Source organism: Kitasatospora sp. NPDC088351 (assembly GCF_040685575.1).
Lineage (GTDB): Bacteria > Actinomycetota > Actinomycetes > Streptomycetales > Streptomycetaceae > Kitasatospora.
Genome location: NZ_JBFBIL010000045.1, coordinates 24,816 through 48,340, shown reverse-complemented (window position 1 = coordinate 48,340; position 23,525 = coordinate 24,816). Strand labels below are relative to the sequence as shown.

At 74.2% G+C, this 23,525-nt stretch carries 21 protein-coding genes; 9 read left to right on the top strand and 12 right to left on the bottom strand.

Annotated features, from left to right (window positions below):
• Positions 1-122 precede the first annotated feature (122 nt).
• A complete protein-coding gene (locus AB0P06_RS26670; protein WP_363611544.1) occupies positions 123-359 on the top strand; it encodes a DUF5302 domain-containing protein in 237 nt (78 codons plus the stop codon).
• A gap of 112 nt (positions 360-471) precedes the next feature.
• Here the strand turns inward: AB0P06_RS26670 and AB0P06_RS26665 are convergent, their stop codons facing one another.
• The 4 genes from AB0P06_RS26665 to AB0P06_RS26650 all read right to left on the bottom strand — a co-directional run bounded on the left by AB0P06_RS26665 (position 472) and on the right by AB0P06_RS26650 (position 6,670).
• Positions 472-1,371, bottom strand: a complete 900-nt coding sequence (locus tag AB0P06_RS26665; RefSeq protein ID WP_363611577.1) for a Gfo/Idh/MocA family oxidoreductase — start codon at positions 1,369-1,371, stop codon at positions 472-474.
• 171 nt (positions 1,372-1,542) lie between these two features.
• A complete protein-coding gene (locus AB0P06_RS26660) occupies positions 1,543-3,180 on the bottom strand; it encodes an amidohydrolase (protein ID WP_363611542.1) in 1,638 nt (545 codons plus the stop codon).
• A gap of 89 nt (positions 3,181-3,269) precedes the next feature.
• Positions 3,270-4,853 (bottom strand): APC family permease, encoded by a 1,584-nt coding sequence (locus AB0P06_RS26655; RefSeq protein WP_363611576.1) that lies wholly within the window; start codon positions 4,851-4,853, stop codon positions 3,270-3,272.
• Between the two features lie 368 nt (positions 4,854-5,221).
• The gene (locus tag AB0P06_RS26650) at positions 5,222-6,670 is read right to left on the bottom strand and encodes a carboxylesterase family protein (protein WP_363611540.1); all 1,449 of its coding nucleotides are present in this window, start codon (positions 6,668-6,670) and stop codon (positions 5,222-5,224) included.
• Between the two features lie 231 nt (positions 6,671-6,901).
• On the opposite strand from AB0P06_RS26650, the gene AB0P06_RS26645 reads away from it, so the two are divergent.
• Together AB0P06_RS26645 and AB0P06_RS26640 are read left to right on the top strand one after the other, a co-directional pair.
• Positions 6,902-7,180, top strand: coding sequence for a substrate-binding domain-containing protein (locus AB0P06_RS26645; protein ID WP_363611538.1), 279 nt, complete (start codon positions 6,902-6,904; stop codon positions 7,178-7,180).
• Between the two features lie 15 nt (positions 7,181-7,195).
• The gene (locus AB0P06_RS26640) at positions 7,196-7,966 is read left to right on the top strand and encodes a TetR/AcrR family transcriptional regulator (RefSeq protein ID WP_363611536.1); all 771 of its coding nucleotides are present in this window, start codon (positions 7,196-7,198) and stop codon (positions 7,964-7,966) included.
• A gap of 59 nt (positions 7,967-8,025) precedes the next feature.
• On the opposite strand, the gene AB0P06_RS26635 is transcribed toward AB0P06_RS26640, so the two are convergent.
• Together AB0P06_RS26635 and AB0P06_RS26630 are read right to left on the bottom strand one after the other, a co-directional pair.
• Complete coding sequence (locus AB0P06_RS26635; protein ID WP_363611575.1) at positions 8,026-8,367, bottom strand: IclR family transcriptional regulator C-terminal domain-containing protein; 342 nt, start codon at positions 8,365-8,367, stop codon at positions 8,026-8,028.
• Between the two features lie 22 nt (positions 8,368-8,389).
• Positions 8,390-8,749 (bottom strand): amidohydrolase family protein, encoded by a 360-nt coding sequence (locus AB0P06_RS26630; RefSeq protein ID WP_363611534.1) that lies wholly within the window; start codon positions 8,747-8,749, stop codon positions 8,390-8,392.
• On the opposite strand from AB0P06_RS26630, the gene AB0P06_RS26625 reads away from it, so the two are divergent.
• The 3 genes from AB0P06_RS26625 to AB0P06_RS26615 all read left to right on the top strand — a co-directional run bounded on the left by AB0P06_RS26625 (position 8,670) and on the right by AB0P06_RS26615 (position 10,760).
• Positions 8,670-9,098, top strand: coding sequence for a hypothetical protein (locus tag AB0P06_RS26625; RefSeq protein ID WP_363611532.1), 429 nt, complete (start codon positions 8,670-8,672; stop codon positions 9,096-9,098). The two genes, AB0P06_RS26630 and AB0P06_RS26625, sit on opposite strands and share 80 nt — an antisense overlap.
• A complete protein-coding gene (locus AB0P06_RS26620) occupies positions 9,099-9,266 on the top strand; it encodes a PaaX family transcriptional regulator C-terminal domain-containing protein (protein WP_363611574.1) in 168 nt (55 codons plus the stop codon).
• A 96-nt stretch (positions 9,267-9,362) separates the two neighbouring features.
• Positions 9,363-10,760 (top strand): FAD-dependent oxidoreductase, encoded by a 1,398-nt coding sequence (locus AB0P06_RS26615; RefSeq protein WP_363611530.1) that lies wholly within the window; start codon positions 9,363-9,365, stop codon positions 10,758-10,760.
• Positions 10,761-10,934: 174 nt separating this feature from the next.
• Here the strand turns inward: AB0P06_RS26615 and AB0P06_RS26610 are convergent, their stop codons facing one another.
• The 3 genes from AB0P06_RS26610 to AB0P06_RS26600 all read right to left on the bottom strand — a co-directional run bounded on the left by AB0P06_RS26610 (position 10,935) and on the right by AB0P06_RS26600 (position 13,873).
• Positions 10,935-11,891 carry a rhomboid family intramembrane serine protease gene (locus tag AB0P06_RS26610; protein WP_363611528.1) on the bottom strand — a complete coding sequence of 319 codons (957 nt, stop codon included), beginning with the start codon at positions 11,889-11,891 and terminating at the stop codon, positions 10,935-10,937.
• Positions 11,892-12,152: 261 nt separating this feature from the next.
• A complete protein-coding gene (locus AB0P06_RS26605; protein WP_363611526.1) occupies positions 12,153-12,839 on the bottom strand; it encodes a ribonuclease H in 687 nt (228 codons plus the stop codon).
• A 170-nt stretch (positions 12,840-13,009) separates the two neighbouring features.
• Positions 13,010-13,873, bottom strand: a complete 864-nt coding sequence (locus AB0P06_RS26600) for an alpha/beta fold hydrolase (protein WP_363611524.1) — start codon at positions 13,871-13,873, stop codon at positions 13,010-13,012.
• 53 nt (positions 13,874-13,926) lie between these two features.
• Here AB0P06_RS26600 and AB0P06_RS26595 point away from each other — a divergent pair, with 53 nt between their 5' ends.
• Positions 13,927-14,526, top strand: a complete 600-nt coding sequence (locus AB0P06_RS26595) for a TetR/AcrR family transcriptional regulator (protein WP_363611573.1) — start codon at positions 13,927-13,929, stop codon at positions 14,524-14,526.
• Between the two features lie 266 nt (positions 14,527-14,792).
• On the opposite strand, the gene AB0P06_RS26590 is transcribed toward AB0P06_RS26595, so the two are convergent.
• From AB0P06_RS26590 to tdh, 3 genes are all read right to left on the bottom strand, one after another.
• A complete protein-coding gene (locus tag AB0P06_RS26590) occupies positions 14,793-15,704 on the bottom strand; it encodes a LysR family transcriptional regulator (RefSeq protein ID WP_363611522.1) in 912 nt (303 codons plus the stop codon).
• A 279-nt stretch (positions 15,705-15,983) separates the two neighbouring features.
• On the bottom strand, positions 15,984-17,177 hold the full coding sequence (locus AB0P06_RS26585) for a glycine C-acetyltransferase (RefSeq protein WP_363611520.1): 1,194 nt from the start codon (positions 17,175-17,177) through the stop codon (positions 15,984-15,986).
• Positions 17,178-17,196: 19 nt separating this feature from the next.
• On the bottom strand, positions 17,197-18,225 hold the full coding sequence (tdh, locus tag AB0P06_RS26580; RefSeq protein WP_363611518.1) for an L-threonine 3-dehydrogenase: 1,029 nt from the start codon (positions 18,223-18,225) through the stop codon (positions 17,197-17,199).
• A 438-nt stretch (positions 18,226-18,663) separates the two neighbouring features.
• Between tdh and AB0P06_RS26575 the strand changes: the two genes are divergently transcribed.
• Entirely contained in the window at positions 18,664-21,777 is a 3,114-nt protein-coding gene (locus AB0P06_RS26575) for an AMP-binding protein (RefSeq protein ID WP_363611572.1), read from the top strand.
• 239 nt (positions 21,778-22,016) lie between these two features.
• Positions 22,017-23,504 carry a serine hydrolase domain-containing protein gene (locus tag AB0P06_RS26570; protein ID WP_363611516.1) on the top strand — a complete coding sequence of 496 codons (1,488 nt, stop codon included), beginning with the start codon at positions 22,017-22,019 and terminating at the stop codon, positions 23,502-23,504.
• Positions 23,505-23,525: the final 21 nt, after the last annotated feature.

The window sequence follows — 23,525 nt, the reverse complement described above, 5'->3', positions numbered from 1 at the left end:
GCCCCTCACGTCGACGGACCTGAGGGGCCGGCCGGTGGCCGCGCGGCCGGCGCACCCCTCGGGACGTGGCATTGTGTGCGGTGAGCGCGTGATCCGGCTCCACCCCGTCCAGGAGGTCCTGCATGAGCAGCGATACGCATGACATAGCGGCAACCGACGTTTCCGAGGCACCCGCGGCCGGCGAGGCCGCCGCGCCCGCCCAGGACGACGTCAAGGCGAAGTTCCTCGCCGCCTTGGAGCGCAAGCACGGCGTCCGCACGGACGGTGCGGGCGGCGGCCCGGGCGCCGACGGCAAGATCCACGGTGCGCACAGCGCGGCCGGCGGCAAGCGCAACTTCCGCCGCAAGAGCGGCGGCTGAGCCTCACCGGGGTGAACAGGGCGGGCGGTCTCGGACGAGGCCGCCCGCCCCTCGCTCGTACCGGGGCGCCCGGCGCGGGTCGCGGCCCGGCGGTGCCGGGCCGCCGCCGGTGTCAGGCGGACTCGATCCGCTCGACGATCAGCTCGCACAGCTCGTGGGTGCGCAGCGCGTCGCGGGCGGTGAGGGTCTTTCCGGCCCGGAGGGCCTCCAGGAAGGACTGCACCACCTGCTCGATGCCGCGTTGGCGGGCCACCGGGACCCAGTCGCCACGGCGGCGGACGGTGGGCTGGCCGCGGTGGTCGATCACCTCGGCGAGGTTGACCACCTCGCGCTTGGAATCCGCGCCGGAGACCTGGAGGATCTCCTCGGTCGAACCCGAGACGCGGTTCATGATGCCCAGCGCCGTGAAGCCCTCACCGGCGAGGGTGAGGACGACGTGCTCCACCAGACCGTTGCGGGTGCGGGAGCGGACGTCCACGTGCTCGATCTCGCCGGGCACCAGGAACCGCAGGGTGTCCACCACGTGGATGAAGTCGTCGAAGACCAGGGACCGGGCCGCCTCGGGCAGGCCCTCGCGGTTCTTCTGCAGGACGATCAGGTCCCGCGGGCGCTCCTTGGCGAGCAGGTAGCCCGGGGCGTGGCGGCGGTTGAAGCCCACCATGAGCGAGCGGCCGGTGCGCTCGGCGAGGTCCACCAGCCGGCGGGCGCCGTCCAGGGTGTAGTCGAGCGGCTTGTCCACGTAGACGTCCACGCCCGCGGTGAGCAGCTGCTCGACGATCGGGACGTGCTGGTCGGTGGCGGCGTGCACGAAGGCGGCCCGGATGCCGGAGCCGATCAGCTCACCGAGGTCGGTGAAGCGGTGCCCGGCGGCGATCCGGTAGGTCTCGCCGAGGCGGTCGAGCTTGGCCCGGTCCCGGGTCATCAGCCGCAGGTCCAGTCCGGGCAGGGCGGTGAGGACCGGCAGGTAGGCCTTCTGCGCGATGTCGCCGAGGCCGATCACCCCGACCGGCAGCACGGCATCGGGAACGGCGGTCTCACTCATGGAAGCTCCTGCTACGGGACGGACGGTCATCAGGCGGATCCACCCTACGCGTCGGGCACCGGCGACAGCCGGGGCCGTCCTCCGCACGTGTCACGTGCGGAGGACGGGGCGGGCGAGGGGCCACGGCCAGGACGCCGGACCTCACTCGGCCGAGTGCACCAACGCGCCCCCCGTATAGGTCCGGAGGACCCTGGCCTCGCAGATCTCCTCCGCCGGCGCGGCGAAGACGTCGCGGTCGAGCACCACCAGGTCCGCCAGCCGGCCGACCCGCAGAATCCCGGTGTCGTCCAGGCCGCTGACGTGGGCCGAGCCCGCCGTGTACGCGGCGATGGCGCTCGCCAGGTCGAGGCGCTGCTCGGGAAGGAAGACCCGGCCGTCGGTGGCTTCGGGCTCCATCCGGTTGACCGCGACGTGCAGGCCGGCGATCGGGTCGGGGCTGCTGACGGGCCAGTCGCTGCCGGCCGCGAGCGTGGCACCGGCCCGCAGCAGGGAACCGAACGGGTACTGCCAGGCCGCGCGTTCGGGACCGAGGAAGGGGATGGTCAGCTCGTCCATCTGCGGCTCATGGGCGGCCCACAGCGGCTGGATGTTGGCGATCGCGCCGAGCCGGGCGAAGCGTGGCACGTCGTCGGGGTGGACCACCTGCAGATGGGCGAGGTGGTGCCGGGTCGCGCGGCGGCCGTTGGCGGCCCGAGCGGCCTCGACGGCGTCCAGTGCTTCGCGCACCGCGCGGTCGCCCAGCGCGTGGAAGTGCACCTGGAAGTCGAGCCCGTCCAGCTCGGTGACGTAGGACCGCAAGGCCACCGGATCGACGAAGCTCAGACCGGAGTTGGCCGTGGCGCAGCCGCAGGCGTCCAGGTACGGGCTGCCCAGGGCCGCGGTGAAGTTCTCCGCGATGCCGTCCTGCATGATCTTGACCGAGTCCGCCCGGAAGCGGCCGTGGCGCAGCGCCGCCCGCCGGGCGACCAGCTCCGGGATCTGCTCCGCGCCCCGATCGCGGTCCCACCAGAGGGCGCCGGTGACCCGGGCGGTGAGGGAGCCGTCCCGGGCGGCGGCGAGGTAGGCGTCCGAGGGGTCGGGCTGGCCGTTGAACTCGCCGAGCAGGGCGTCCTGCCAGCCGGTGATGCCGAGCGAGTGCAGCAGCGCCTGGGCCCGCAGCAGCCCGGCCAGCCGTTCGGCCGCGCTCGTCGGCGGGACGAGCCGGGCGACCAGGCCGGTGGCGCCCTCCTGGAGGACGCCGCTGGGCGTGCCGTCCTGCTCCCGCTCGATCCGGCCGTCGGCCGGGTCCGGGCTCTGCCGGGTGAGACCGGCGAGTTCGAGCGCGCGGGTGTTGGCCCAGGCGCCGTGGTGGTCGCGGTTCAGCAGGTAGACCGGGCGGTCGGGGACCACGGAGTCGAGCAGTTGCCGGGTCGGCAGGCCGCCGTCGAAGCTCTCCATCGACCAGCCGCCGCCGGTGATCCACGCCCGCTCGGGGTGGGTATCGGCGAACTCGCGGACGCGCCGGAGGTACTCGTCGACACCGGTGGTGCCGGTGAGGTCGCACTGGGCGAGCTCCACGCCGCCGTAGACGGCGTGGATGTGCGAGTCCTGGAAGCCCGGGAGCAGCAACTTGCCTCGCAGGTCGATCACTTCGGTCTTCGGGCCGATCAGCTCCCGTACCTCGTCGTGGCCGACGGCCGTGATCCGCTCCCCGGTCACGGCGAGGCTGCTCGCCCGGGTCCGGGCGGAGTCCCCGGTGTGGACGGGACCGTGGGTGAATACCAGGTCTGCCTGGTGCATGGACGTGCTCCAACTGGGGTCGGCGGTCTTCGGGGGGACCGCGGTGGGAAAGGGCGGCGCAGCGCGCGGACGGGACCGCGCGGCGTCCGTCAGACGGTGCGGGCCGAACTGCCGCTGCCGGCCGGGATGTCGGCGGCGAGCGGGCCGTCGTCTCCGGCCCGGCTGTCGGCACCGGCCCGGCTGTCGGCATTGCCCGCTCCGAACCCGGCGGTGAAGTACGGCGATCGGCGGTGCCAGCGGGCCCAGGCGGCGGCCAGCAGGCCGGAGCCGACCATCAGCACCGGGATCAGCAGCTCGAACCAGCCGTTTTCCGCGGAGAGTTCGAAGTGGTCGGCCGAGTCGTAGAAGCTCCAGGCGAGGTATCCGCCGACGCCGAGCAGGGTGGCCGCGCCGAGCAGCGGGGCGACGACCGCCCGCAGCGCCTCGACGGGCGAGGTGCGCAGCAGGGACCGGAAGCGGACGGCGGCGGCGACGGCGGTCAGGGCGTAGTAGAGGGCGACGACGATGCCGATCGCGTTGACCGTGGCGGAGATCAGCGAGCTGACGGTGGGAATGACCAGCGACAGCAGGGCGAGGGCGGTGGCGATCGCCGTGACCAGCAGGGTGCCCGCGGCGGGGGTCCCGTGGCGGGGGTGCAGGCGCGTCCAGACGGGTCCGAGGGTGCCGTCGCGCCCCATCGCGAACATTCCGCGCGCGGTGGGCACGACGGAGGCCTGCAGCGAGGCCATGGCCGAGAAGGTCAGGGCGATCAGCGGCAGTGCGGCGAGCGGCTGGTCGGCGAGCCGGTTACCGAAGTACGTCAGGCCCTGCGCCCCGTTGCCGACCAACTCGTCGATGGGGAGAACGCGCTGGAAGGCGGTGCCGGCGAGCACGAAGAGCAGCATCATCACGGTGAGGGCGATGAAGCCGCCGCGCGAGGCGTCGCGCGGGTCGCGGACCTCCTCGCCCACGCTGAAGACCGACTCGAAGCCCCAGTAGCAGAACACCGCGAGCACCATGCCCTGGGCGAGGGCGTGGAACGAGGGGATGGCCAGCGGATTGAACCAGTCGAGCGAGAAGGGCTGGTCGCCGGCGAACAGGCCGTATCCGCAGAAGCCGAGCAGCACGACGTACTCGAAGATCAGCAGGTACTTCTGCAGCCGGGCGGCGAGGTCGAGCCCGCGCACCGCGACCAGCGCCGACGCGATCAGCACGACCATGCCGAGGGCGGTGCACTGAAGGGTGGAGTCCGGGCTCAGGGACAGGCCCGCGACACTGTGCACGTCGGCCGCACCGAGCAGCTGGATCAGCGCGGATCCGGTCACCGTGGTGGTGTAGGCCATGAACACGACCGTGCCGAGGATGTTGACCCAGCCGGTCAGGAAGCCCAGCCAGGGGTTGAGGGCCGCGCCCACCCACCGGTAGCTGCTCCCGGCGTCGGGGTCGACCCGGTTGAGCCGTCCGTAGCCGCCCGCGATGGCGAGGACGGGCAGGAAGGCCAGTCCCATGATCGCCGGCAGGTGCAGACCGACGATGCCTGCCATCAGACCGAGTCCGATGCCGATACTGCTGGTGGCCGCCGTACTCGATGCGGCGAGCGCCACGGCGCCGCCGACGCCCAGCGACCTGCGCAGTGCGGGCCGGGTGGTCCCGGTGGTCCGGGTTCTCGGGTCTGGGCCCGCGTCGTTGAGCAAGTTTGCCAACGGGTCACCGCCGTCTTCGTGGGGGGGTCGGCCGAACGGGCCGGTGGCAGGCCATGCAACCCGCAAGCCCTTCACAGGTCAATGCCGTTGTCATAAGCGCGCCCATGGCCGAGCGGGTGACTCCCGAACCGCGGCGGCGACGGAGAAGACCGAGCCGACGCGCAGGCGCCGACGGGCCGGTGGACCGAGGCCGGGAAGACACGACCGCGCCCGTCCCGCTCCGGTTGCCTCAGGTGGGGCGGTCGACTGTGCCGGCCCCGGCCTCTCCTCGCGATCAGGGCGAGCAGCAGACCGGGCGGCCCGGGCGGGAGGCAGGTCCCGAACTCCGGGCCGCACGTAGACTCCCCCGGTTCCCCGCGTCAGAGGAGCCAGATCTCCCGGACGGCGCGCAACGGGTCGCGCTCCACCCGGGGTTCGACACCCCATCGCATGGTGGCGCGCCCGTCCCGGTACGACGGCCAGGCCGCCCCCGGGTCGAGGTCGCGGACGAAGGCGACCCAGGCGCCGTGGACGGCGTCGGCCAGCGCCTGCGGCGGGTGGGCGCCGAGGGCCGCCTCGGCTCCCTCGGCGTCCAGCAGGTCGAAGGCGAAGGGCAGGTCGATGCAGTGGTAGGCCTGCCCGGTGCGACCGGGAGCGGTGCCCGACCAGTCGAACTGGTAGAGCCAGGTGGGGCGTTCGCCCTCGGACCGGGCGTCGGCGGCCGCCAGGGCGGGGGCGCGGAACAGCCAGTCGGTGATCGCCTCGCCGCCGCCCGCTCCCGGGCGCTCGGTGAGGAAGCGCGCGGCACGGCTGTCGTCCAGTCCCAACTCGGCGAGCAGGCTGATCAGTTCGGCCTCCGCCGGGGAAGCGCCCTGCTCCGCCGGGGCCGCGAACTCGTGCGCGGTGAAGCCGAGCAGCAGCGGCACGTCCACGTCGGCCAGCGCCTCCTGCACCGGCACCGGGACCAGCTCGCCATCGGCGAAGGGCGCGAGGAGCAGCGCAGGCAGCCCGTCCCGTCCCTCACCGGGGGCGTCCAGCGCGTCCTGGAAGGCCAGCAGCTCCGCGTCGGTGGCGTCCCGCAGGGCGGCCGCCGTGGCGGGCACCCCCGTGCGGTCGGCGAACAGCTGGGTGACGGACTCCGCGCAGGCGCGGTCCTGCGGCCGCATCACCGCGCCGGAGGCCGAGATCGCCGCGCGGAACAGCCCCCGGGCGGCCGGGGTCGCGAGCAGCGTCTGGACGGCGCCGCCGCCCGCCGACTGCCCGGCGACGGTGACCTTCGCCGGGTCGCCGCCGAAGGACGCGATGTTGTCGCGGACCCACTCCAGCGCGGCGATCCAGTCCCGCACGCCCCGGTTGTCGGGGGCGTCCGGCAGGTGCAGGAAGCCCTCGATGCCGAGTCGGTAGCCGATCGAGACCACGACCACGCCGTCCCGGTTGAAGGCCGCGCCGTCGTACCAGGGGCTGGCGGAGCAGCCGGCGACGAAGCCGCCGCCGTGGATCCAGACCAGCACCGGCAGGCCGGCGGCCGGGGCGGGATCCGGGGTGAAGACGTTGAGGTTGAGGATGGACCCGCCGGGGATGGTCGGCTCGGGGATGGTGGTGACCTCGCCGAACGGGCGGCGCTGGGCGGTCGGCCCGTAGGCGGTCGCGTCCAGCACCCCGGTCCACGGCCGGGGCGGTACGGGCGCGGCGAACCGCAGGTCGCCGACGGGCGGCTGGGCGTACGGGACGCCGAGGAAGCGGACGCTGCCGCCGGCGCGGCGCTCGCCGCGCACCGGGCCCTGGCGGGTCGGGACGACCGGGTGGTCCTGCGGTCCTGCGGTGGTCATGCTCTGCTCTTTCCGCTGGGGGTCACGGGCTCGGGGCCCCGCGTTGGGGTCACGGGCGCGGGGCCTCGTGCTCGATGTAGTGCCGGAGCCGGTTGAGCTCCTGGGGGTCAACCGTGCGGACACCATAGGTGCGATCGGCGGTGACGGGGGTGACGGAGATGCGGCCGTCCCGCAGCAGGGCGGTGGCGTCGGCGCCCGGGGCGGTCTCGGTGCTCGCAGACGCCGAGCGCGATGTCGAAGCTGTCGGATCCGCTGGGCTGCCGGAGAGCCGGCCGGGCCGTCCCGCACGACCTGCTGCTGGTCCGCGCCAGCGAGGACGCCTCCGCCGCCGACACCCACCCCCCGGTCAGCACGCTCAGCCTCCAGCCCGCCCTCGTCGCGGAGAAGGGCATCGAGCTGCTGATGGCCGCCCTGGAGAGCGGCAGCCGGGAACCGACCGGCGCGCTCGTCCCCACCCTGCTGGAGATCCGGCCCTCCTCCGTCCGGCCCTTCCTACGTCAAGGACGTTGACATAGCCTTCCCGGCATGAGCGAACGCGTAGTCCCCGAGCCCCAGCGGCGGCGCAGGCGGCCCACCAAGCAGGGTGTCGTCCTCTCCGCGCAGCTGATCGTCGACACCGCGCTCCGGCTGATCGGCCAGCACGGCGCCGAAGCGCTCACCGTACGGCGGCTCGGCGCCGCGCTCGGCGCCGACCCCAGCGCCGTCTACCGCTACTTCCGCAGCACCGACGACCTGCTGCTCGCCGTCGCCGACGAACTCATCGGCCGCGCCCGGGCCGGCTGGCAGCCCACCGGCGACTGGCGCGCCGATCTGCGCTCCCTCGGCCTGCGCATCCACTCCGCCTACCAGGCCCACCCGCAGGCCGCCCTGCTCGCCGCCCACCGCACCACCGGCCGCACCCACGAGATCGCCGCCGTCGAAACCCTCCTCGGAATCCTGCGCGCGGCGGGCTTCCCCGACCCCGAGGCCGTCCGGATCTACCACGCCTTCGTCGATCAGAGCCTCGGCTTCGCCGCCCTCGACGCCGCCGCCCTCGCCCTGCCCGTCGCCGCCCAGACAGCGGACCTCGAGGTCTGGCAGGCCTCCTACGCCCGCCTCGACGCCACCACCCACCCCCACATCGCCGCCACGGCCCACCTCCTCGCCACCGACATGCGCCGCAGCGGCTACCCCTACGCCCTCGACCTCCTCCTCGACGCCGCCGCGGCCCGCCTCCCTGCGGCGGGCACGCGGCGGAGCCGACTCGAAGCACCGGGGCCGTCCGTCAGCCAGGAGGCCCGCCGAACAGGACCCTGATCGCGTCGCCGACGCTGCCGACCGCGCCATCCGCGGCACGGAGACCGCCCTACGGCGAGTCAGGGGATCGGCGGTCCGGACCAGCGGCGGACGGTGGCGAGGTCGGCGGTGATGGCGGCGGCGGTTTCGCGCAGCGGCGGGAGGAGGATCGCGCGGGTTTCGGCGGGGGTGCCACGGCCCGCGTGGAGGGCGACGTTGACGGCGGCGACGACGTGGCCGTCGTGGACGGGGACGGCGAGCGAGCGCAGGCCTTCTTCCAGCTCCTGGTCGACCAGGGCGCGACCGTCGCGGGCGGCGGAGGTGATGATGGCGGCGAGGGCGGCGGGGTCGGCCACGGTGGCGGAGGTGAACTGATGGGTCGTCATGTCACCGAGCCGGGATGCGCGTTCGGATTCGGTCAGCCCTGGTTGCGCATGGGCCTCCTCACCTCCCGTCGAGGCCGAGCAGCCGGGCCGCGCTCTCCTTGAGGATCTTCGGGCGGACCTCGTCCTTGACCGGCGGCGCGGCGAAGTCGGCGGCGACGTCGTCCACGTCCATCGGGTTGGAGTACTCGAGCCGGATGCCGCCGCCCCCGGGCGCGCCCGCGCCGATCCCGGTCTGGCCGGTGTGGAAGACGGCGATCGCACCGGCCTCCTCGATGGCCTCGTACAGCGGGCAGGAGAGCCGGTCATTGGGGTGGAAGGCCTGGATACTGGGGTGGAACTTGAAGCCCTTCACCCCGAACTCCTCGACCAGGGGCCGGATCTGGCGCACCGGCGCCGTCAACCGGGAGTGGGACGGCACCTGGACGGTGGCCGGTTTCTCCCTCCCCGGGGCCTGGCGCCGCGAACGGCACGACCTGCGCTCCCGGCTGGTCCGGGGCGGGCTCGCCCCGCTGCAGAGCGGCCTGTGGACGGCGCCCGGCGAGGTGGACGTGGCCGCCCTGGTCGAGGGGCTCGGGCTGGAGGGCCACCTGCGGGTCTTCCACGGCCGGGCCGCCGCCCGCACCGAGGCGGCCGGCCTGCCGGCCGCCTTCGACCTCGCCTCGGCCGCCGTCGGGTACCGCGCCTTCCTGGCCCGCTGGGGCGGCGCCGAGCCCGGCGCCCCGGCCGAGGACGACCTGGCCCGCCGGCTCCTGCTGCACACCGACTGACTGGACCTCGTCCGGGGCGATCCGCACCTGTCGGCCGAGCATCTGCCCGCCGACTGGCCGGCCGAGGCCGCCGAGCGGCTGTTCCGCGACCCGGCGCACCGCTACGAGCCGGGGGCCGAGGCGATCGCCGCCGAGATCCTGGACCGGATCGAGGTCCCGGCGGCGTGAGGCTTATGTCAACACCATTGACGTTGAAAGCGGCCCGGCGGTCTGATGACCGTATCCAGAGGCCCTGACCCTCCATGCACCGAAGGAGCCACCGCCATGGCCGACCCCGTCCGCGCCCTCCAGGACACCCAGCCCGTACCGTTCTGGCTCGACGACCCCGGCCGTCCCACGGCCGCCTCCGCCCTGGTCGGTGACGTCCGGTGCGACCTGCTGGTGGTCGGCGGCGGCTACAGCGGGCTGTGGACGGCGCTGATCGCCAAGGAACGCGACCCCTCACTCGACGTGGTGCTGATCGAGGGGCAGGAGATCGGCTGGGCCGCCTCCGGGCGCAACGGCGGGTTCTGCGAGGCCAGCCTCACCCACGGCCTCGCCAACGGGCACCAGCGCTGGCCGGGCGAACTCGCCACGCTGGAGCGGCTCGGCGCCGCCAACCTGCAGGCCATGGAGGACACCGTCAAGCGGTACGGCATCGACTGCGACTGGGAGCGCACCGGCTCACTCGTCGTCGCCACCGAGCCCTACCAGGTCGACGGCCTGCACGAGTTCGCCGAACTCGCCGCCCGCTACGGCGGCACACTCGACTTCCTCGACCGCCAGGCCGTCCGCGCCGAGATCGACTCCCCCGCCTTCCTCGGCGCCCTGTGGGACCGCGAGGGCGTGGCCATGGTCAACCCCGCCCGCCTCGCCTGGGGCCTCAAGCAGGCCTGCCTGGACCTGGGCGTCCGCATCCACGAGCACACCCGGGCCACCGCACTGACCGACTCCCCGCGCGGGATCACCGTCCGCACCCCGTACGGCCGGGTCGGCGCCCGGCGCGTCGCCCTCGCCACCAACGCCTTCCCCTCGCTGCTGCGCCGCCACCGGCTCTACACCGTGCCGGTCTACGACTACGCGCTGATGACCGAGCCGCTCAGCGAGGAACAGCTCGCCTCCGTCGGCTGGCGCAACCGCCAGGGCTTCGCCGACAGCGCCAACCACTTCCACTACGTCCGGCTCTCCGCCGACAACCGCATCCTGTGGGGCGGGTACGACGTGGTCCACCAGTTCCGCAGCCGGGTCCGGGCGGAGCGCGACCAGCGGCCGGAGACCTTCGCGACACTCGCGGGGCACTTCTTCCAGACCTTCCCCCAGCTGGCCGACGTCCGGTTCAGCCACGCCTGGGGCGGTGCGATCGACACCTGCACCCGGTTCAGCGCCTTCTTCGACCTCTCGCACGGCGGCCGGGTCGCCTACGCCGCCGGCTTCACCGGCCTCGGCGTCGGCGCCACCCGCTTCGGCGCCGAGGTGATGCTCGATCTGCTGGCCGGCGAGCGCACCGAGCGCACCGCTCTGGAGATGGTCCGGCGCAAGCCGGTGCCCTTCCCGCCCGAGCCGGCCCGCTCGATCGGCATCGGCATCACCCAGTGGGCGCTCACCCGCGCCGACGCCGACAACGGCCGGCGCAACCTCTGGCTGCGCACCCTCGACCGCTTCGGCCTCGGCTTCGACAGCTGACAGCTGACAGCTGACAGCTGACAGCACGGACGTTCCTGAGCGTCGCCCGGCGGTTCCCGACCCGCCGGGCGACCGACCGTGGTTTCTCGACGCGATCTGTCGACCCCGCCCGGGAGGCGTTCGGGTCCGGCCACCGGCCGACCCCGCCCGCTGACGGACCGCCCGTACGGCCCGTCAGCCCCAGGGGGAAGCGGCGGACAGCTCGGAGGTCTTGCCGACCACCAGCAGTACCAGCACGGCGAGCACCACCAGGACCCCGGCCGTCTGCACCGCCGCCCGGCCGGTACGGGGCGCGAAGACCAGGGCGGCCCCCAGCGCGCCGCCGGCCAGCAGTCCGCCGAGGTGGCCCTGCCAGGAGGTGTAGCCGGCCGAGAGCACCAGCCAGAGCAGCGAGCCCACCAGCTGGCGTCCGCCGCCGAGCGGATCGTGGTGCATCCGCCGGGTCATCAGGAAGTACGCCCCGACCAGGCCGAAGATCGCCCCGGACGCGCCCAGCGAGGCCTGCTCGGGCGCGACCACGTACCCGAGGACGGAGCCGCCGAGAGCGGCGGTCAGGTAGAGCGCCAGGAAGCGGGTGCGGCCGAGCTGATGCTCGATCACCCGGCCGAACAGCCAGAGCGAGTACATGTTCAGCAGGATGTGCGCGATGCCGAACCGCCCCTCGGTGGCGGGCAGGTGCATGAAGGCCGAGGTGATCAGCCGGTACCACTCGCCGTGCGCGACCCCGGCCTCGTGGAAGCCGGGCGGCAGCACCCCGCCCTCGACGACGTACAGGTGGCCGTCCGGCCCCAGCACGCCCTGGCCGAGGTTCTCGAAGCGCTCGACCACCCAGGGCCGGACCAGCTCCAGCAGGTACACCAGGACGTTCACGCCGATCAGCAGGTACGTCAGCACCGGCGTGCTGACGAGCCGTCCGCCGAAGACCGTCCGGGCCTGCCGGACGCTGCGCTGCCCCTCCCTCACGCACTCCGGGCACTGGTGGCCGATCGGCGCGTCCCGCATGCAGTCGGGGCATATGTAGCGCTCGCACCGGGTGCACCGGATGTACGACTCCCGGCGGGGATGCCGGAAACAGGTGGTGGGCGGCGTCTCGGGGGCCTGCGGCCCCTCGGCGACGGGTACGGCGTCCATGGAAAGTGGGCTCCGGGATCCTGACGGCGGGTTGCGCGGCCGCGACGTGGCGACCGCGACCCGATGGCCACGGCTTCGCGGCGATGCAGCGAACAAGATAGCGAAACCGCGCAGGTGACGGCGGAGCAGGGGCCGTCACGATCCGCCGGCGGGCCCTCGGGTGGCGTCGGCCCGCCGGGGTACGGCGGGCTCAGGTGCTCAGGTCCCCCTACCTGCCGTCATGCCGGTGACGACGCCCCGGGTACGGCCGCGGGCCGGGGCTCAGGCCTGCGCACCCGCACACTGCGGGTGTCCCCAGCCGGTGCCGACCTTGGTGATCGTGTCGCCCTTGGCGTAGGGGCGGGTGCACGCGCACGTCCCGGGGTATCGCGCGGACAGCGTCCTCGGAGCGCCCGAGGACGTCCTCTTCGCCGCGGGCGAGGAGGCGCGGCGCCCGCCCCGCGGCGCCGGGGCCGGAACGGGATCCGGTACCGGGAGGTCGGCAGCGGTGCCACCGGCACCCTCCTGGGTACGGGCGGCATCGCTGGCGGCCTTGTCGGCGACCGCGTTCAGCGGGTCGCCGTTCACCTGGTGGGCGGGGACATAGACGAAGGTGACGTCGCGCCCCTCCAGGAGCGCGTCGATGCGCTGGATCAGCTCGCGGTTGGCCACCGGCTTGCCGGCCGCGGTCTTCCAGCCGTTGCGCTTCCACGCCGCCAGCCACTTCGTCGCCGCGTCGCGGGTGTACGTGCTGTCGAGACGGACCTCCAGCGGCGCGGCGGGATCCGTCGCGGCCAGCAGTCGCTCCAGCGCGGTCAGCTCACCGACGTTGTTGGTGCTGTGCCCCAGCGGACCGGACTGCCAGCGCTGGGGAGCCCCGGCACTGTCCGCAACCACATAGGCCCAGGCCGCCGGGCCGGGGTTGCCCTTGGCGGCTCCGTCACAGGCTGCGATGACTCGTTCGACCATGCACCGATCATGCCAGGCCCGGCACCCGCCTCGAAAACAGGGGCCACCGACCCCGCCCGCGCACCCGAGGACCGCGGCCGAAAGCCCGATCCGGGCGGCACTGCCGCGACGGGGGCTCCCGGCCGGCCGCGGCTCATCGGCGGCGGCCCGCCGGGACCGGCCCGGTGGCACTACCGTCCGGCGGTGTGGAGGATGCGGTCGGCCACCAGGTCCGGCCGGTCGGTCGGCAAGGCGTGGCCGGCGCCGGGCACGATCTCCACCCGGGCGGAGGGGACGAGCCGGCCGAGGCGGTCGGCGACCTCGCGCGCGTCGTGCATGGCGCTGCGCGCCCCGAGCAGGAACAGCGCGGGGACACGCAGGCGGCGCAGTTCCTCGTCGGAGAAGACCGGGGGCACCGGGAGTGCGCGGCGGAATCCCATCGACGCCCGCAGCAGGCTCATCAGTTCGCTCTCCAGGATGGCGCTGTTGCCGACCAGGCGGGCCAGCCGGGGGCGGAGCGGGCGCGGCGCGGCCGCGGCGAGTCCGCCGGCGACCAGCCAGGCGTAGAACCGGGGGCCGGTGCCGGCGAAGCCCGCGGGGTCCAGCAGGGTGAGGGAGGCGACCCGGCCGGGGCGGTGGATCTGGTGGTTGAGCGCCAGCCAGCCGCCGTAGGAGCAGCCGACGACCTGGGCGGCCGTCACCTCCAGTGCGGCCAGGAGTTCGTCCAGCCAGTCGGCTCCGTCCCGGCCGTCGCCGATCGGGGCGGTCTGCACGCTCGCGCCCGGCTCGCCGATCGCGTCGACGGCGATGACCGGGCGGTGCCGAGCCAGCACGTCGATGTACCGGTACCACATCAGCGCGTTTCCGCCCGAGCCGGGCAGCAGCACGATCGGCTCGCCGCTCTGCGGGCCGGTTCGGTAGACGCGGGTGGTCCCGAACGTGGTCGGAAGGTCCAGCGCCGTCCGCGGCCCGGGCCACAGGTCCGCCAGAGTCCGCTCGTAGGCGGCCCGAAATCGGTCCCTGGCCTGGTCGTTCCTGAACTGGCTGATTCGCATGATACGTGTGTATCACGACATGATACGGGTGTACCAGGGAGGTGCACATGAACGTGCGGGTCGATCACGAGGAACGCAGACGGCAGATCGCCGAGGCGCTGTTGCGCATCGCCGACACCCAGGGTCTGCAGTCGGCCAGCATGCGGGCGGTCGCCGCCGAGGCCGGCGTCTCCCTGCGGCTGGTGCAGTACTACTTCGCGACCAAGGAAGGGCTGCTGCTGGACGCGCTGGACCGGCTCGGCGCCCAGATCCAGGCCCGCATGGCGCAGTGGATCGGCGCGGCGGGCTCCCCGCCCACACCGCGCGGGCTGGTGACCGCGGTCCTGTCGAGCATCCTGCCGACCGATCCGGAGAGCCGCCGGATCACCAGGACCTACGCCGCGTACTACACGCTGGTGCTCAGCGATCCCGAAGTGCTGGAGAAGCACGGGACGGCCCAGCCCGACCTGCTGGAGGGCTTCCTCGCCAAGCAGATCCGCGCCGCCCGGCAGGCCGGGGAGATCGACCCCGGCAAGGACCCCGAGATGACCGCCGCCGGACTGCTGGCCCTGGTCAACGGCCTGGGCTCAAGCGTGCTCGGCGGCCAGCGCACCGGTGACGCCGCGCTGGCGATCCTCACCCATCACCTGGACGAGCTGTTCCGATCGCCCTGAGCCGGGACAGCCGACCACCCGCCCACTGGGCCCGCCCCTTCCGGCTGTTCCTCGGCCGATGCCGTCCGGCAGCGGAACGCCGTGGTCCAGCATCCGCTCCGTCACCGCACGCCGTTCATCGCCGTCCTCCATCAGCAGGACCATGCGGGTGATCCGGTTGAAGATCGTCGGGATGTCGACGATCCCGCCCCGGCGGAGAACCCGGCCGGGCTCCGACCCGTCCCAGAGGCAGGCGCATTCCTCGATGTCAGCGAGGGTCCCGTCGTTCACCCGGTGGCCGCCGCCGCCTCGGCCAGGGCGTCCAGCACCGGACGGATCAGCGGGTGTCCGTCCGCCCCGGCCCGGACCGCGGCGAAGACCCGGCGGGTCGCGAGGGCGCTGTCCACCGGCCGCACCGCGACCTGGCCGAGGTCCACCCCGCGCAGCGCGGAGCGCGGCACCAGGGCGACACCGGCACCGGCCGACGCCAGCGCGACCACCGCGCGGAAGTCGTCCGAGGAGTGCACCAGGCGTGGCTGGAAACCCGCGTGCTCGCAGGCCAGCAGGACCACGTCGTGGCAGGGGTTGCCGGGGTAGGGGCCGATCCAGGGTTCGGCGGCGAGGTCGGCGACGGCGATCGGGCCCCGGCCGGCCGCCAGCGGGTGGGCGAGCGGCAGCACCGCCTCGAACGGTTCGGCGTACAGCGGCACGCGGGTGAGCCGGGCGTCGTCGGCGCGCGGCGCGCCCCGGTACTCGACGGCCACGGCGAGGTCGGCCCGCCCGTCGAGGACCATCGGAAGGCTGGCGTCCCCCTCGGCGTCCAGCACCTTGAGGCGGACGCCGGGCGCACGGGTCACCAGGGTGCCGATGGCGGGTGCGAGGACGAGGGCGATGCCGGTGGCGAAGGAGGCGACGGTGACCTCGCCCGCGACGCCCGCGCTGTAGGCGGCGAGGTCGGCCTCGGCGCGTTCGAGCTGGGCGAGTACGGCGTCGGCGTGACCGAGCAGGATCTCCCCGGCGGCGGTGAGCCGGACGCCCCGGCCCTCGCGGGCGAGCAGGTGGTGGCCGGTCTCCTGTTCCAGGGCGGTCAGCTGCTGGGAGACGGCGGAGGGGGTGAGGTAGAGGGCGGCCGCCGCGGCGGTCACGGTGCGGTGGTCCGCCACGGCCCGCAGGGTCCGCAGCCGTCGTGCGTCGATCACGGGCCAATTCTGCCAGTGCGGCGCGGCCCGCCCTCCCCGGAGTGGAAACCGGAGTGGAAAGTCGACAGGGCCGACTTCTCACTCCGGGGCAGGAGGGTGGGGCAGGTGGTCTGGTGTGCCGTGCGGCGGAGGCGGGCTGGTCCAGCCTCCGCCGCACGGCGGCTTGGGGCCCGTGGCGCGTCCGGTTCCGAGCGGACGGGCCACGGGCGGTCCGGTGGGGCGCACCCGGCGAGGGGCGCCCGGGCGCCAAGCCGAGCCGAGCGGAGCCGCCCCAGGGGGCTACTCCCCCAGGGCCGCCCGGGCGTCGATGAAGGCGGCGACGGCGCGCTCGACGTCCTCGGTGGAGTGGGCGGCGGACAGCTGCACCCGGATCCGGGCCTGGCCGTGCGGGACGACCGGGAACGAGAACCCGATCACGTACACGCCGCGCTCCAGCAGCAGCTCGGCGAGCCGGCCGGCCCTGGCGGCGTCGCCGATCATCACCGGGGCGATCGGGTGGTCGCCGGGCAGGATCTCGAAGCCGGCCTCGGTCATCCTGGACCGGAACAGCGCCGTGTTGGCGGCCAGCTGCTCGCGCAGCTCCGTCGAACGCTCGACCAGGTCGAGCACCTTCAGCGAGGCGGCGGCGATCACCGGGGCGAGCGAGTTCGAGAACAGGTACGGCCGCGAACGCTGGCGCAGCAGGGCGACGATCTCCCGGCGGGCGGCGACGTAGCCGCCGGAGGCGCCGCCGAGGGCCTTGCCGAGGGTGCCGGTGATGATGTCGACGCGGTCCAGCACGCCGTGCAGCTCGGGGGTGCCGCGCCCGTTGGGGCCGACGAAGCCGACGGCGTGCGAGTCGTCCACCATGACCATGGCGTCGTAGCGCTCGGCCAGGTCGCAGATCTCGCGCAGCGGGGCGACGTAGCCGTCCATCGAGAAGACGCCGTCGGTGACGATCAGCCGGCGGCGGGCGTCGGCGGTCTCCTTGAGCTGCTGTTCGAGGTCGGCCAGGTCGCGGTTGGCGTAGCGGTGGCGGCGGGCCTTGCAGAGGCGGATGCCGTCGATGATGCTCGCGTGGTTGAGCGCGTCGGAGATGACGGCGTCCCGCTCGTCGAGCAGGGTCTCGAAGACGCCGCCGTTGGCGTCGAAGCAGGAGGAGTACAGGATGGTGTCCTCCTGGCCGAGGAAGGCCGAGAGGCGGTCCTCCAGCTCCTTGTGGACGTCCTGGGTGCCGCAGATGAAGCGCACCGAGGCCATGCCGTAGCCCCAGCGGTCCAGCGCCTCCTTGGCCGCGCCGATCACCTCGGGGTGGTCGGCCAGGCCGAGGTAGTTGTTGGCGCAGAAGTTGAGCACCTCCCCGGGGCGCCCGCCGGTGGTGACGGTGACGGCGGCGCTCTGCGGGCTGCCGATCACCCGCTCGGGCTTGAAGAGGCCGGCCTCGCGGATCTCGTCGAGGGTGGCGGCCAGGTCGTCGCGCACGTTGTCGAACACGGTGTCTCCCTACAGAGTGTCAGACGGTCCAGTCGAGGATGACCTTGCCGCAGCGGCCGCCGGCGGCGTCGTCGAAGGCGGCTTCGAAGTCGGTGGCGGCGTACCGGCCGGTGATCACGGGGTTGAGGTCGAGGCCGCCCTCCAGCAGGACGGACATCGCGTACCAGGTCTCGAACATCTCGCGGCCGTAGATGCCCTTGATGGTGATCATCGAGGTGACGATCGAGGCCCAGTCCACCGGGAACTGCTCGGCGGGCAGGCCGAGCATGGCGATCTTCCCGCCGTGCGTCATGTTGGCGATCATCGACTGCATCGCCTCGGGGCGGCCGGACATCTCCAGGCCGACGTCGAAGCCCTCGCGCAGGCCGAGCTGCCGCTGGCCCTCCTCGATGGTGTGCTCGGCGACGTTCAGCGCCAGCGTGACGCCGACCTTGCGGGCGAGGTCGAGGCGGTACGGGGAGACGTCGGTGATCATCACATTGCGGGCGCCGGCGTGCTTGGCGACGGCGGCGGCCATGATGCCGATCGGGCCCGCGCCGGTGATCAGCACGTCCTCGCCGACCAGCGGGAACGTCAGCGCGGTGTGCACGGCGTTGCCGAACGGGTCGAAGATCGCGGCGACGTCGAGGTCCACCGGCACCCGGTGCACCCAGACGTTGGCGGCGGGCAGGGCGACGTACTCGGCGAACGCGCCGTCCCGGCCGACGCCCAGGCCGACGGTGTTGCGGCACAGGTGGCGGCGGCCGGCCAGGCAGTTGCGGCACTTGCCGCAGACCAGGTGGCCCTCGCCGCTGACCAGGTCGCCGACGGCGATGTCCGCGACGGCCGCGCCGACCTCGGCGACCTCGCCGACGAACTCGTGGCCGAGGACGAGCGGGGTGGTGATGGTCTGCTGCGCCCAGCCGTCCCAGTTGCGGATGTGCAGATCGGTGCCGCAGATGCCGGTGCGCAGCACCTTGATCAGCACCTCGCCGGGGCCGATGGCAGGCGTGGGTACGTCCATCAGCCAGAGCCCTGGCTCGGCCTTCTGCTTGACGAGTGCCTTCACTGCGGCGGCTCCTGACGCACGAGGGGGCGGCCTGGTGTGGGCAGGCCGGCGGGGCCCGGCGGGGTGGCTGCTCCTGCCTCCGTCGCACCGGGCATGGAGCAATCTGCCTGGTGGGAGGGGGTGCGGTCCATCGAGGAATTCTTAAGGGCCGCCACAGCTGGGCTAAACGATCGTGCCCGAGCCCGGCCCGGTGGGCGGTGCGGCGTGCCGGGCGGCACCCGTTCGGCGGAGCGCCCGACGGCGCGCCCAAGGGAGCGCCCAAGGGGCGAGCGACGAGTGGGCGGCGGGCGCCCGGAACCGTCCGGGGGCGAACTTCCTTGGCCGTGAAGATCCTTGACGATGTGTAGCGAGGTGTAGCGCACGGCTTCACGGCTCCGCTACGGTCTGGACCAGTCGGCGACCCGGGAGGCCCGCGGTCGCACCGCCCCGCAGCCGGCCATCCCGGGAGTCGTCATCAACGCCCAGAGCACCGCCCGCACCGCGCACCCGCCGCTCACCCTCCCCGATCTGCTGGACCACCGGGCAGCCCGGCATCCCGAGCGGGTGGCCCTGCTGGTGCCGGGCGGCGGCTCCCTCACCTACGGGCGGTGGCGGGAGCGGGCGGTACGGACGGCACACGGGCTGGCCCGGGCCGGGGTGCGGCCGGGCGACCGGATCGCCCTGCTGTTCGCCAACCGGGAGTGGGACGGGTACGCCGTCGCGTTCCTGGCCGCCCACTACGCCGGGGCGGCGGCGCTGGTGATCCGCGAGGACCTGTCGCAGGGCGACACCGACCGGCTGGTCGCGGCCGCCGGGGCGCGCTGGGCGATATCCGGCGACTCGCCCGGGGAGGGCCGCGGCGCCGCCGCCGGGCTCGCCTCGTTCCGGCTGGACGCGCTGACGGCCGCCGGTGGTCCCGGCGGGGAGCCGCCGCACCGGCCGGCGCCCGGGGACGTCGCCCAGGTGATCGGCACCTCCGGCACGACCGGCGCGCCCAAGGGCGTGCGTGCCGCGCACGCCAGCCTCACCGCCGGGCTGGTGGCCGACCCGCGGCCGCGCCCGTACGCCCACTCCCGGTTCGCGGTGCACGCCTTTCCGATCGGGACCAACGCCGCCCAGGTGGTGCTGGTGAACGCGCTCACCGCGCAGCCGGCCACGATCTGCCTGCCCCGCTTCGACGCGGAGGAGTTCGGACGGGTGGTGGAGGAGTACCGGGCGGGCACCGTCTTCCTGGTTCCGTCGATGGCCGTGGAGCTGCTGAACTCGGGTGTCGCCGGGCGGCGCGACCTGGGCGGCGTGCTGCTGGTCAGCTGTTCTGCCGCGGCGCTGCCGGGGGCGGTGGCCGCCGGGCTGGCCGCCGCGCTGCCGAAGGCCACCCTGGTCAACACCTACACCTCCGCCGAGGCCTCGCCCGCCCAGATCTCGGCCATCGTCGACACCCGCAGGCCCGGCTCGGTGGGCCGCCCGGCCGATCCGGCCGACCTGCGCGTCCTCGGCGCCGACGGCGAGCCGGTGCCACCGGGCGGCACCGGGGAGATCTGGCTGCGCCAGCCAGGACCGCCGCGCGGGTACGTGGGCGCGGCCGAGCGGTCGGAGGCGGTCTTCCGGGACGGCTGGGTGCGGATGGGCGATCTCGGCCGGCTGGACCAGGACGGTTTCCTGTACCTGGTGGACCGGGAGAGCGACATCATCAAGTCGGGTGCGCTGAAGGTCTCCACGCTGCGGATCGAGGAGGCGCTGCACGAGCACCCTCAGGTCGCGGACGCGGCGGCGCTGGGCGTGCCGCACCCGGTGATGGGCAGTGTGCCGGTGGCCGCCGTGGTACCGGCGGCGGGCGGGCTGGACGTGGACGCGCTGCGGCTCTTCCTGGGGGCCCGGCTGGCCCGGCCCGAGCTGCCGGTGCGGATCCTGGTGACGGACGGGCTGCCGCGCAACCCCAGCGGCAAGGTGGTGAAGCACGAGCTGCGGGCCCGGTTCACGGAGCCCGCGGCGGACGACGGCGCCGGAACCGCGCCCGCGACGGACCGGGAGGTGGCGCTGGCCGCGCTCTGGCGGCGGGTGCTGGGGCGGCCGGTGCGCGCGGTCGAGGAGGAGTTCTTCGCGCTCGGCGGCGACTCCTTCCGGGCGGTGCAGCTGGCCGCCGCGATCTCCGCCGAGTTCGGCGTGACGGCCGGCACGGCGCTGGTCTTCGAGCGGCCCTCGCTGCGGGCCCAGGCCGCCTGGCTCGGCGAGGCGGGGGCGGCCGGACCGGTGGAGCCGGTACGGGAGCACACCGAGGTGTCACCGTTCCTGCGCGCGCTGCGGGCGCAGCCCCACGAGGTGCCGCTCACCGCGCAGCAGGAGAACTTCCTGCGCTGGATGGCCGAGGCGCAGGGCCGCAACGTCGGCTCGGTGGCCGTGGTGTTCCGGGTGACGGAGGCGCTGCGGACGGATGTGCTGGCCGAGGCGCTGCGCGAGGCGGTCCGGCGGCATCCGGCGCTGCGTACCCGGTTCGTGCCGGTGCCGGACGCCGGGGAGGGCGTGGTGCGGACGGTGGTGGACGAGGAGCCGCGGGCGGACGTGCTGCTGGTGGAGGCGCCCGGGGAGAGCGACGAGCAGGTCTCGGCGCGGCTGATCGCCGAGCGGGACCGGCTGACGGACCTGGCCGAGGGGGCGATGACCCGGCTGGCGGTGGTGAGCCGGGGACCGGAGGAGCACATCGTGCTCCTCGCGGTGCACCACATCGTCGCCGACGGCTGGTCGGTGGGGGTGCTGCTGCGCGAGCTGGGTGTGCTGTACTCGGCGCTGCGGCGGGGCCGTCCGGTGCCGGCGCCCCGGCCGGGCCCGGCGTACCGCGAGCTGGTGGAGTGGTCGAACGGGCACTGGCCGGTCTCGCGGGCGTACTTCGGGCGGACGCTGGCGGGGGCGCCGGAGGCGATCGACCCGTTCCCGGGCCGTCGGGTGACCGAGACGGTGCTCAGTGACGCGCACCGGTTCACGGTGCCGGCCGACCGGGCGGAGGCGCTGCGGGCGCGGGCGGCGGAGCTGGGCGCGACGCCGTTCCTGGCGGTGGCGGCGGTGTGGAGCGGGCTGCTGGCGGTGCGCAGCGGGCAGCCGGACCTGGTGCTGATGACGCCGGTGCCGGGGCGGCCGCGGCCGGAGGCCGAGCGGGCGGTGGGGTGCTTCGTGCAGTCGCTGCTGGTGCGGGTGGACGCGAGCGGTTCCCCCGGTTTCGCCGAGCTGCTGGACCGGGTGCGGGCGGCCTCGACGGGCGCGCTGGACCACCAGCTGTACCCGTTCGCCGAGTTCAGCCCGCGGGCCCCGTTCGCCGCCTGGCTGCGGTACGAGAGCTGGAACGCGCCGGCGCAGCTGCCGGGGGTGGCGTGCGAGGAGTGGGAGCTGCCGCGCAACACGACGGTGCCGTGGCCGCTGCCCGGCGGGGACCTGCACGTGCCGGAGCTGATGGCGGCCGAGCAGCCGGACGGGAGCCTGCGGTGCTGGCTGCGGTACAACGAGTACGCGTTCCCGGCGGCGGCGATCGCGGAGCTGGCCGGGGAGTTCGAGGCGGCGCTGGCCTCGGCGGCGGGCTGCTGACCGGCGGTCCGGGCGGGGTGCGGCGGGGCCCGCCCGGGGGTGGGACAGGGGACTCTGGGGGAGAACGGCGCGGGGCGCCAGCGGGGTTGGGGCACTCGGCTGAGCGGTGGGTCCGTTCGGGCCAGCGGGTCGGCGGCCGCCGCGCGGGGCGGTCGTGGCGCGCATACGGTGGCGATCGCTCCCCCACGGCCTCGTGGAGCGCCGCTCCGGGGCCGTCCGGCCAGAGAGGCGCCTCGAACATGACGACGAAGAAACGACGGCCGCACTCCGCCGCTCCCCGCCCCGGCGGGCGGGTGACCGCCGCCGCGCTGGCCCTGACCGGGCTGCTGGCGGGTGCCGGCTGCTCCGGTGACCCGCAGGCGGCCGCCCCGGGCGGGCCGGTGGTGACGGCCGTTCCGGCGGCGGTCAGCCCGACGGCGCCGAGTCCGACGGCGGTGAGCCCGTCGGTGTCGTACCCCGCCGGCTCCCCCGGTTCCCCCGGCAGCGGTTCCCCCAGTGGCACGGGCTCTCCCGGTGCCACCGGCTCCCCCAGTGCCACGGGTTCGGCGAGCCCGTCCGGTTCAGCCAGCCCGTCCGGTTCGGCGAGCCCGTCCGGCAGCGCCGGCCCGTCCGGTTCTGCCTCCGCGTCGGGCGGCGGCGTGGTGGCGCTCACCCCCGACGTCACCGCGAAACTGGACGACGCGGTCAAGCAGGTGCTCAGCCAGGCGTCCGTGCCCGGTGTGATCGTCGGTCTCACCACCCCCGGCGGCAGCTATCAGCGGGCCTTCGGGGTCTCCGACAAGGTCGCGGGCACCCCGATGGTCACCGGGCTGAACATGCGGATCGGCAGTGTGACCAAGACGTTCACGGTGACCGGCCTGCTGCGGCTGGTGGACGCGGGCAAGGCGGGGCTGGACGACCCGGTCTCCGCGTACGTCCCGGACGTGCCGAACGGGGACGCCATCACCCTGCGGCAGCTGGCCGGGATGCGCAGCGGCCTCTTCCCGTACACCTCGGACCCGGACTTCACGCAGGCCGTGATCGGCGATCCGAACCGGGTCTTCACGCCACAGCAGTTGCTGGCGTACAGCTTCAAGCACCCGGCGAACTTCGCGCCGGGCGCGCGGTTCGAGTACTCCAACACCAATACGGTGCTGCTCGGCCTGGTGGTGGAGAAGCTCAGCGGGCAGTCGCTCGGCGACTACCTGAAGCAGCAGGTGTTCGACCCGGCCGGGCTGAACCGGACGGTGTTCCCGACGGACGCGTCGTTCCCGCAGCCGCACGCGCGCGGCTACACCAACCAGACGCCGGACGGGTCGGTCACGGACGCCACGGACTGGAACCCGTCCTGGGCGTGGGCGGCGGGGGCGGTCATCTCCGACCTGTCCGATCTGCAGGCCTGGGCGAAGGAGTTGGCCACCGGTTCGCTGCTGAGCCCGGCGACGCAGGCCGAGCGGCTGAAGTCGCTGCCGACCTCGTCGGCGGACATCGGGTACGGCCTGGGCGTGTTCTCCAACCACGGGTGGATCGGGCACAACGGCTCGCTGCCGGGGTACCAGAGCCTGACGGTGTATCTGCCGCAGGCGCAGGCCACGCTGGTGGTCCTGCTGAACACCGACATCTCGTACCAGGGCGAGGAGCCGTCGACCCTGTTCGGGCAGGCGATCACGAAGATCGTCTCACCGGGGAACGTCTACTCCTTCCCGCCGGCCACCGCCTCCAACTCGCCGTCGCCCGAGGTGGCTTGAGTCCGGTCGTGAAACTGCGGC

What these genes read in the sequence shown, in the direction of transcription:
- AB0P06_RS26670 (WP_363611544.1), top strand. Translation starts at nt 123, where the DNA reads ATGAGCAGCGATACGCATGACATAGCGGCAACCGACGTTTCCGAGGCA.
- AB0P06_RS26660 (WP_363611542.1), bottom strand. Translation starts at nt 3,180, where the DNA reads ATGCACCAGGCAGACCTGGTATTCACCCACGGTCCCGTCCACACCGGG.
- AB0P06_RS26650 (WP_363611540.1), bottom strand. Translation starts at nt 6,670, where the DNA reads ATGACCACCGCAGGACCGCAGGACCACCCGGTCGTCCCGACCCGCCAG.
- AB0P06_RS26645 (WP_363611538.1), top strand. Translation starts at nt 6,902, where the DNA reads ATGTCGAAGCTGTCGGATCCGCTGGGCTGCCGGAGAGCCGGCCGGGCC.
- AB0P06_RS26640 (WP_363611536.1), top strand. Translation starts at nt 7,196, where the DNA reads ATGAGCGAACGCGTAGTCCCCGAGCCCCAGCGGCGGCGCAGGCGGCCC.
- AB0P06_RS26615 (WP_363611530.1), top strand. Translation starts at nt 9,363, where the DNA reads ATGGCCGACCCCGTCCGCGCCCTCCAGGACACCCAGCCCGTACCGTTC.
- AB0P06_RS26610 (WP_363611528.1), bottom strand. Translation starts at nt 11,891, where the DNA reads ATGGACGCCGTACCCGTCGCCGAGGGGCCGCAGGCCCCCGAGACGCCG.
- AB0P06_RS26605 (WP_363611526.1), bottom strand. Translation starts at nt 12,839, where the DNA reads ATGGTCGAACGAGTCATCGCAGCCTGTGACGGAGCCGCCAAGGGCAAC.
- AB0P06_RS26600 (WP_363611524.1), bottom strand. Translation starts at nt 13,873, where the DNA reads ATGCGAATCAGCCAGTTCAGGAACGACCAGGCCAGGGACCGATTTCGG.
- AB0P06_RS26570 (WP_363611516.1), top strand. Translation starts at nt 22,017, where the DNA reads ATGACGACGAAGAAACGACGGCCGCACTCCGCCGCTCCCCGCCCCGGC.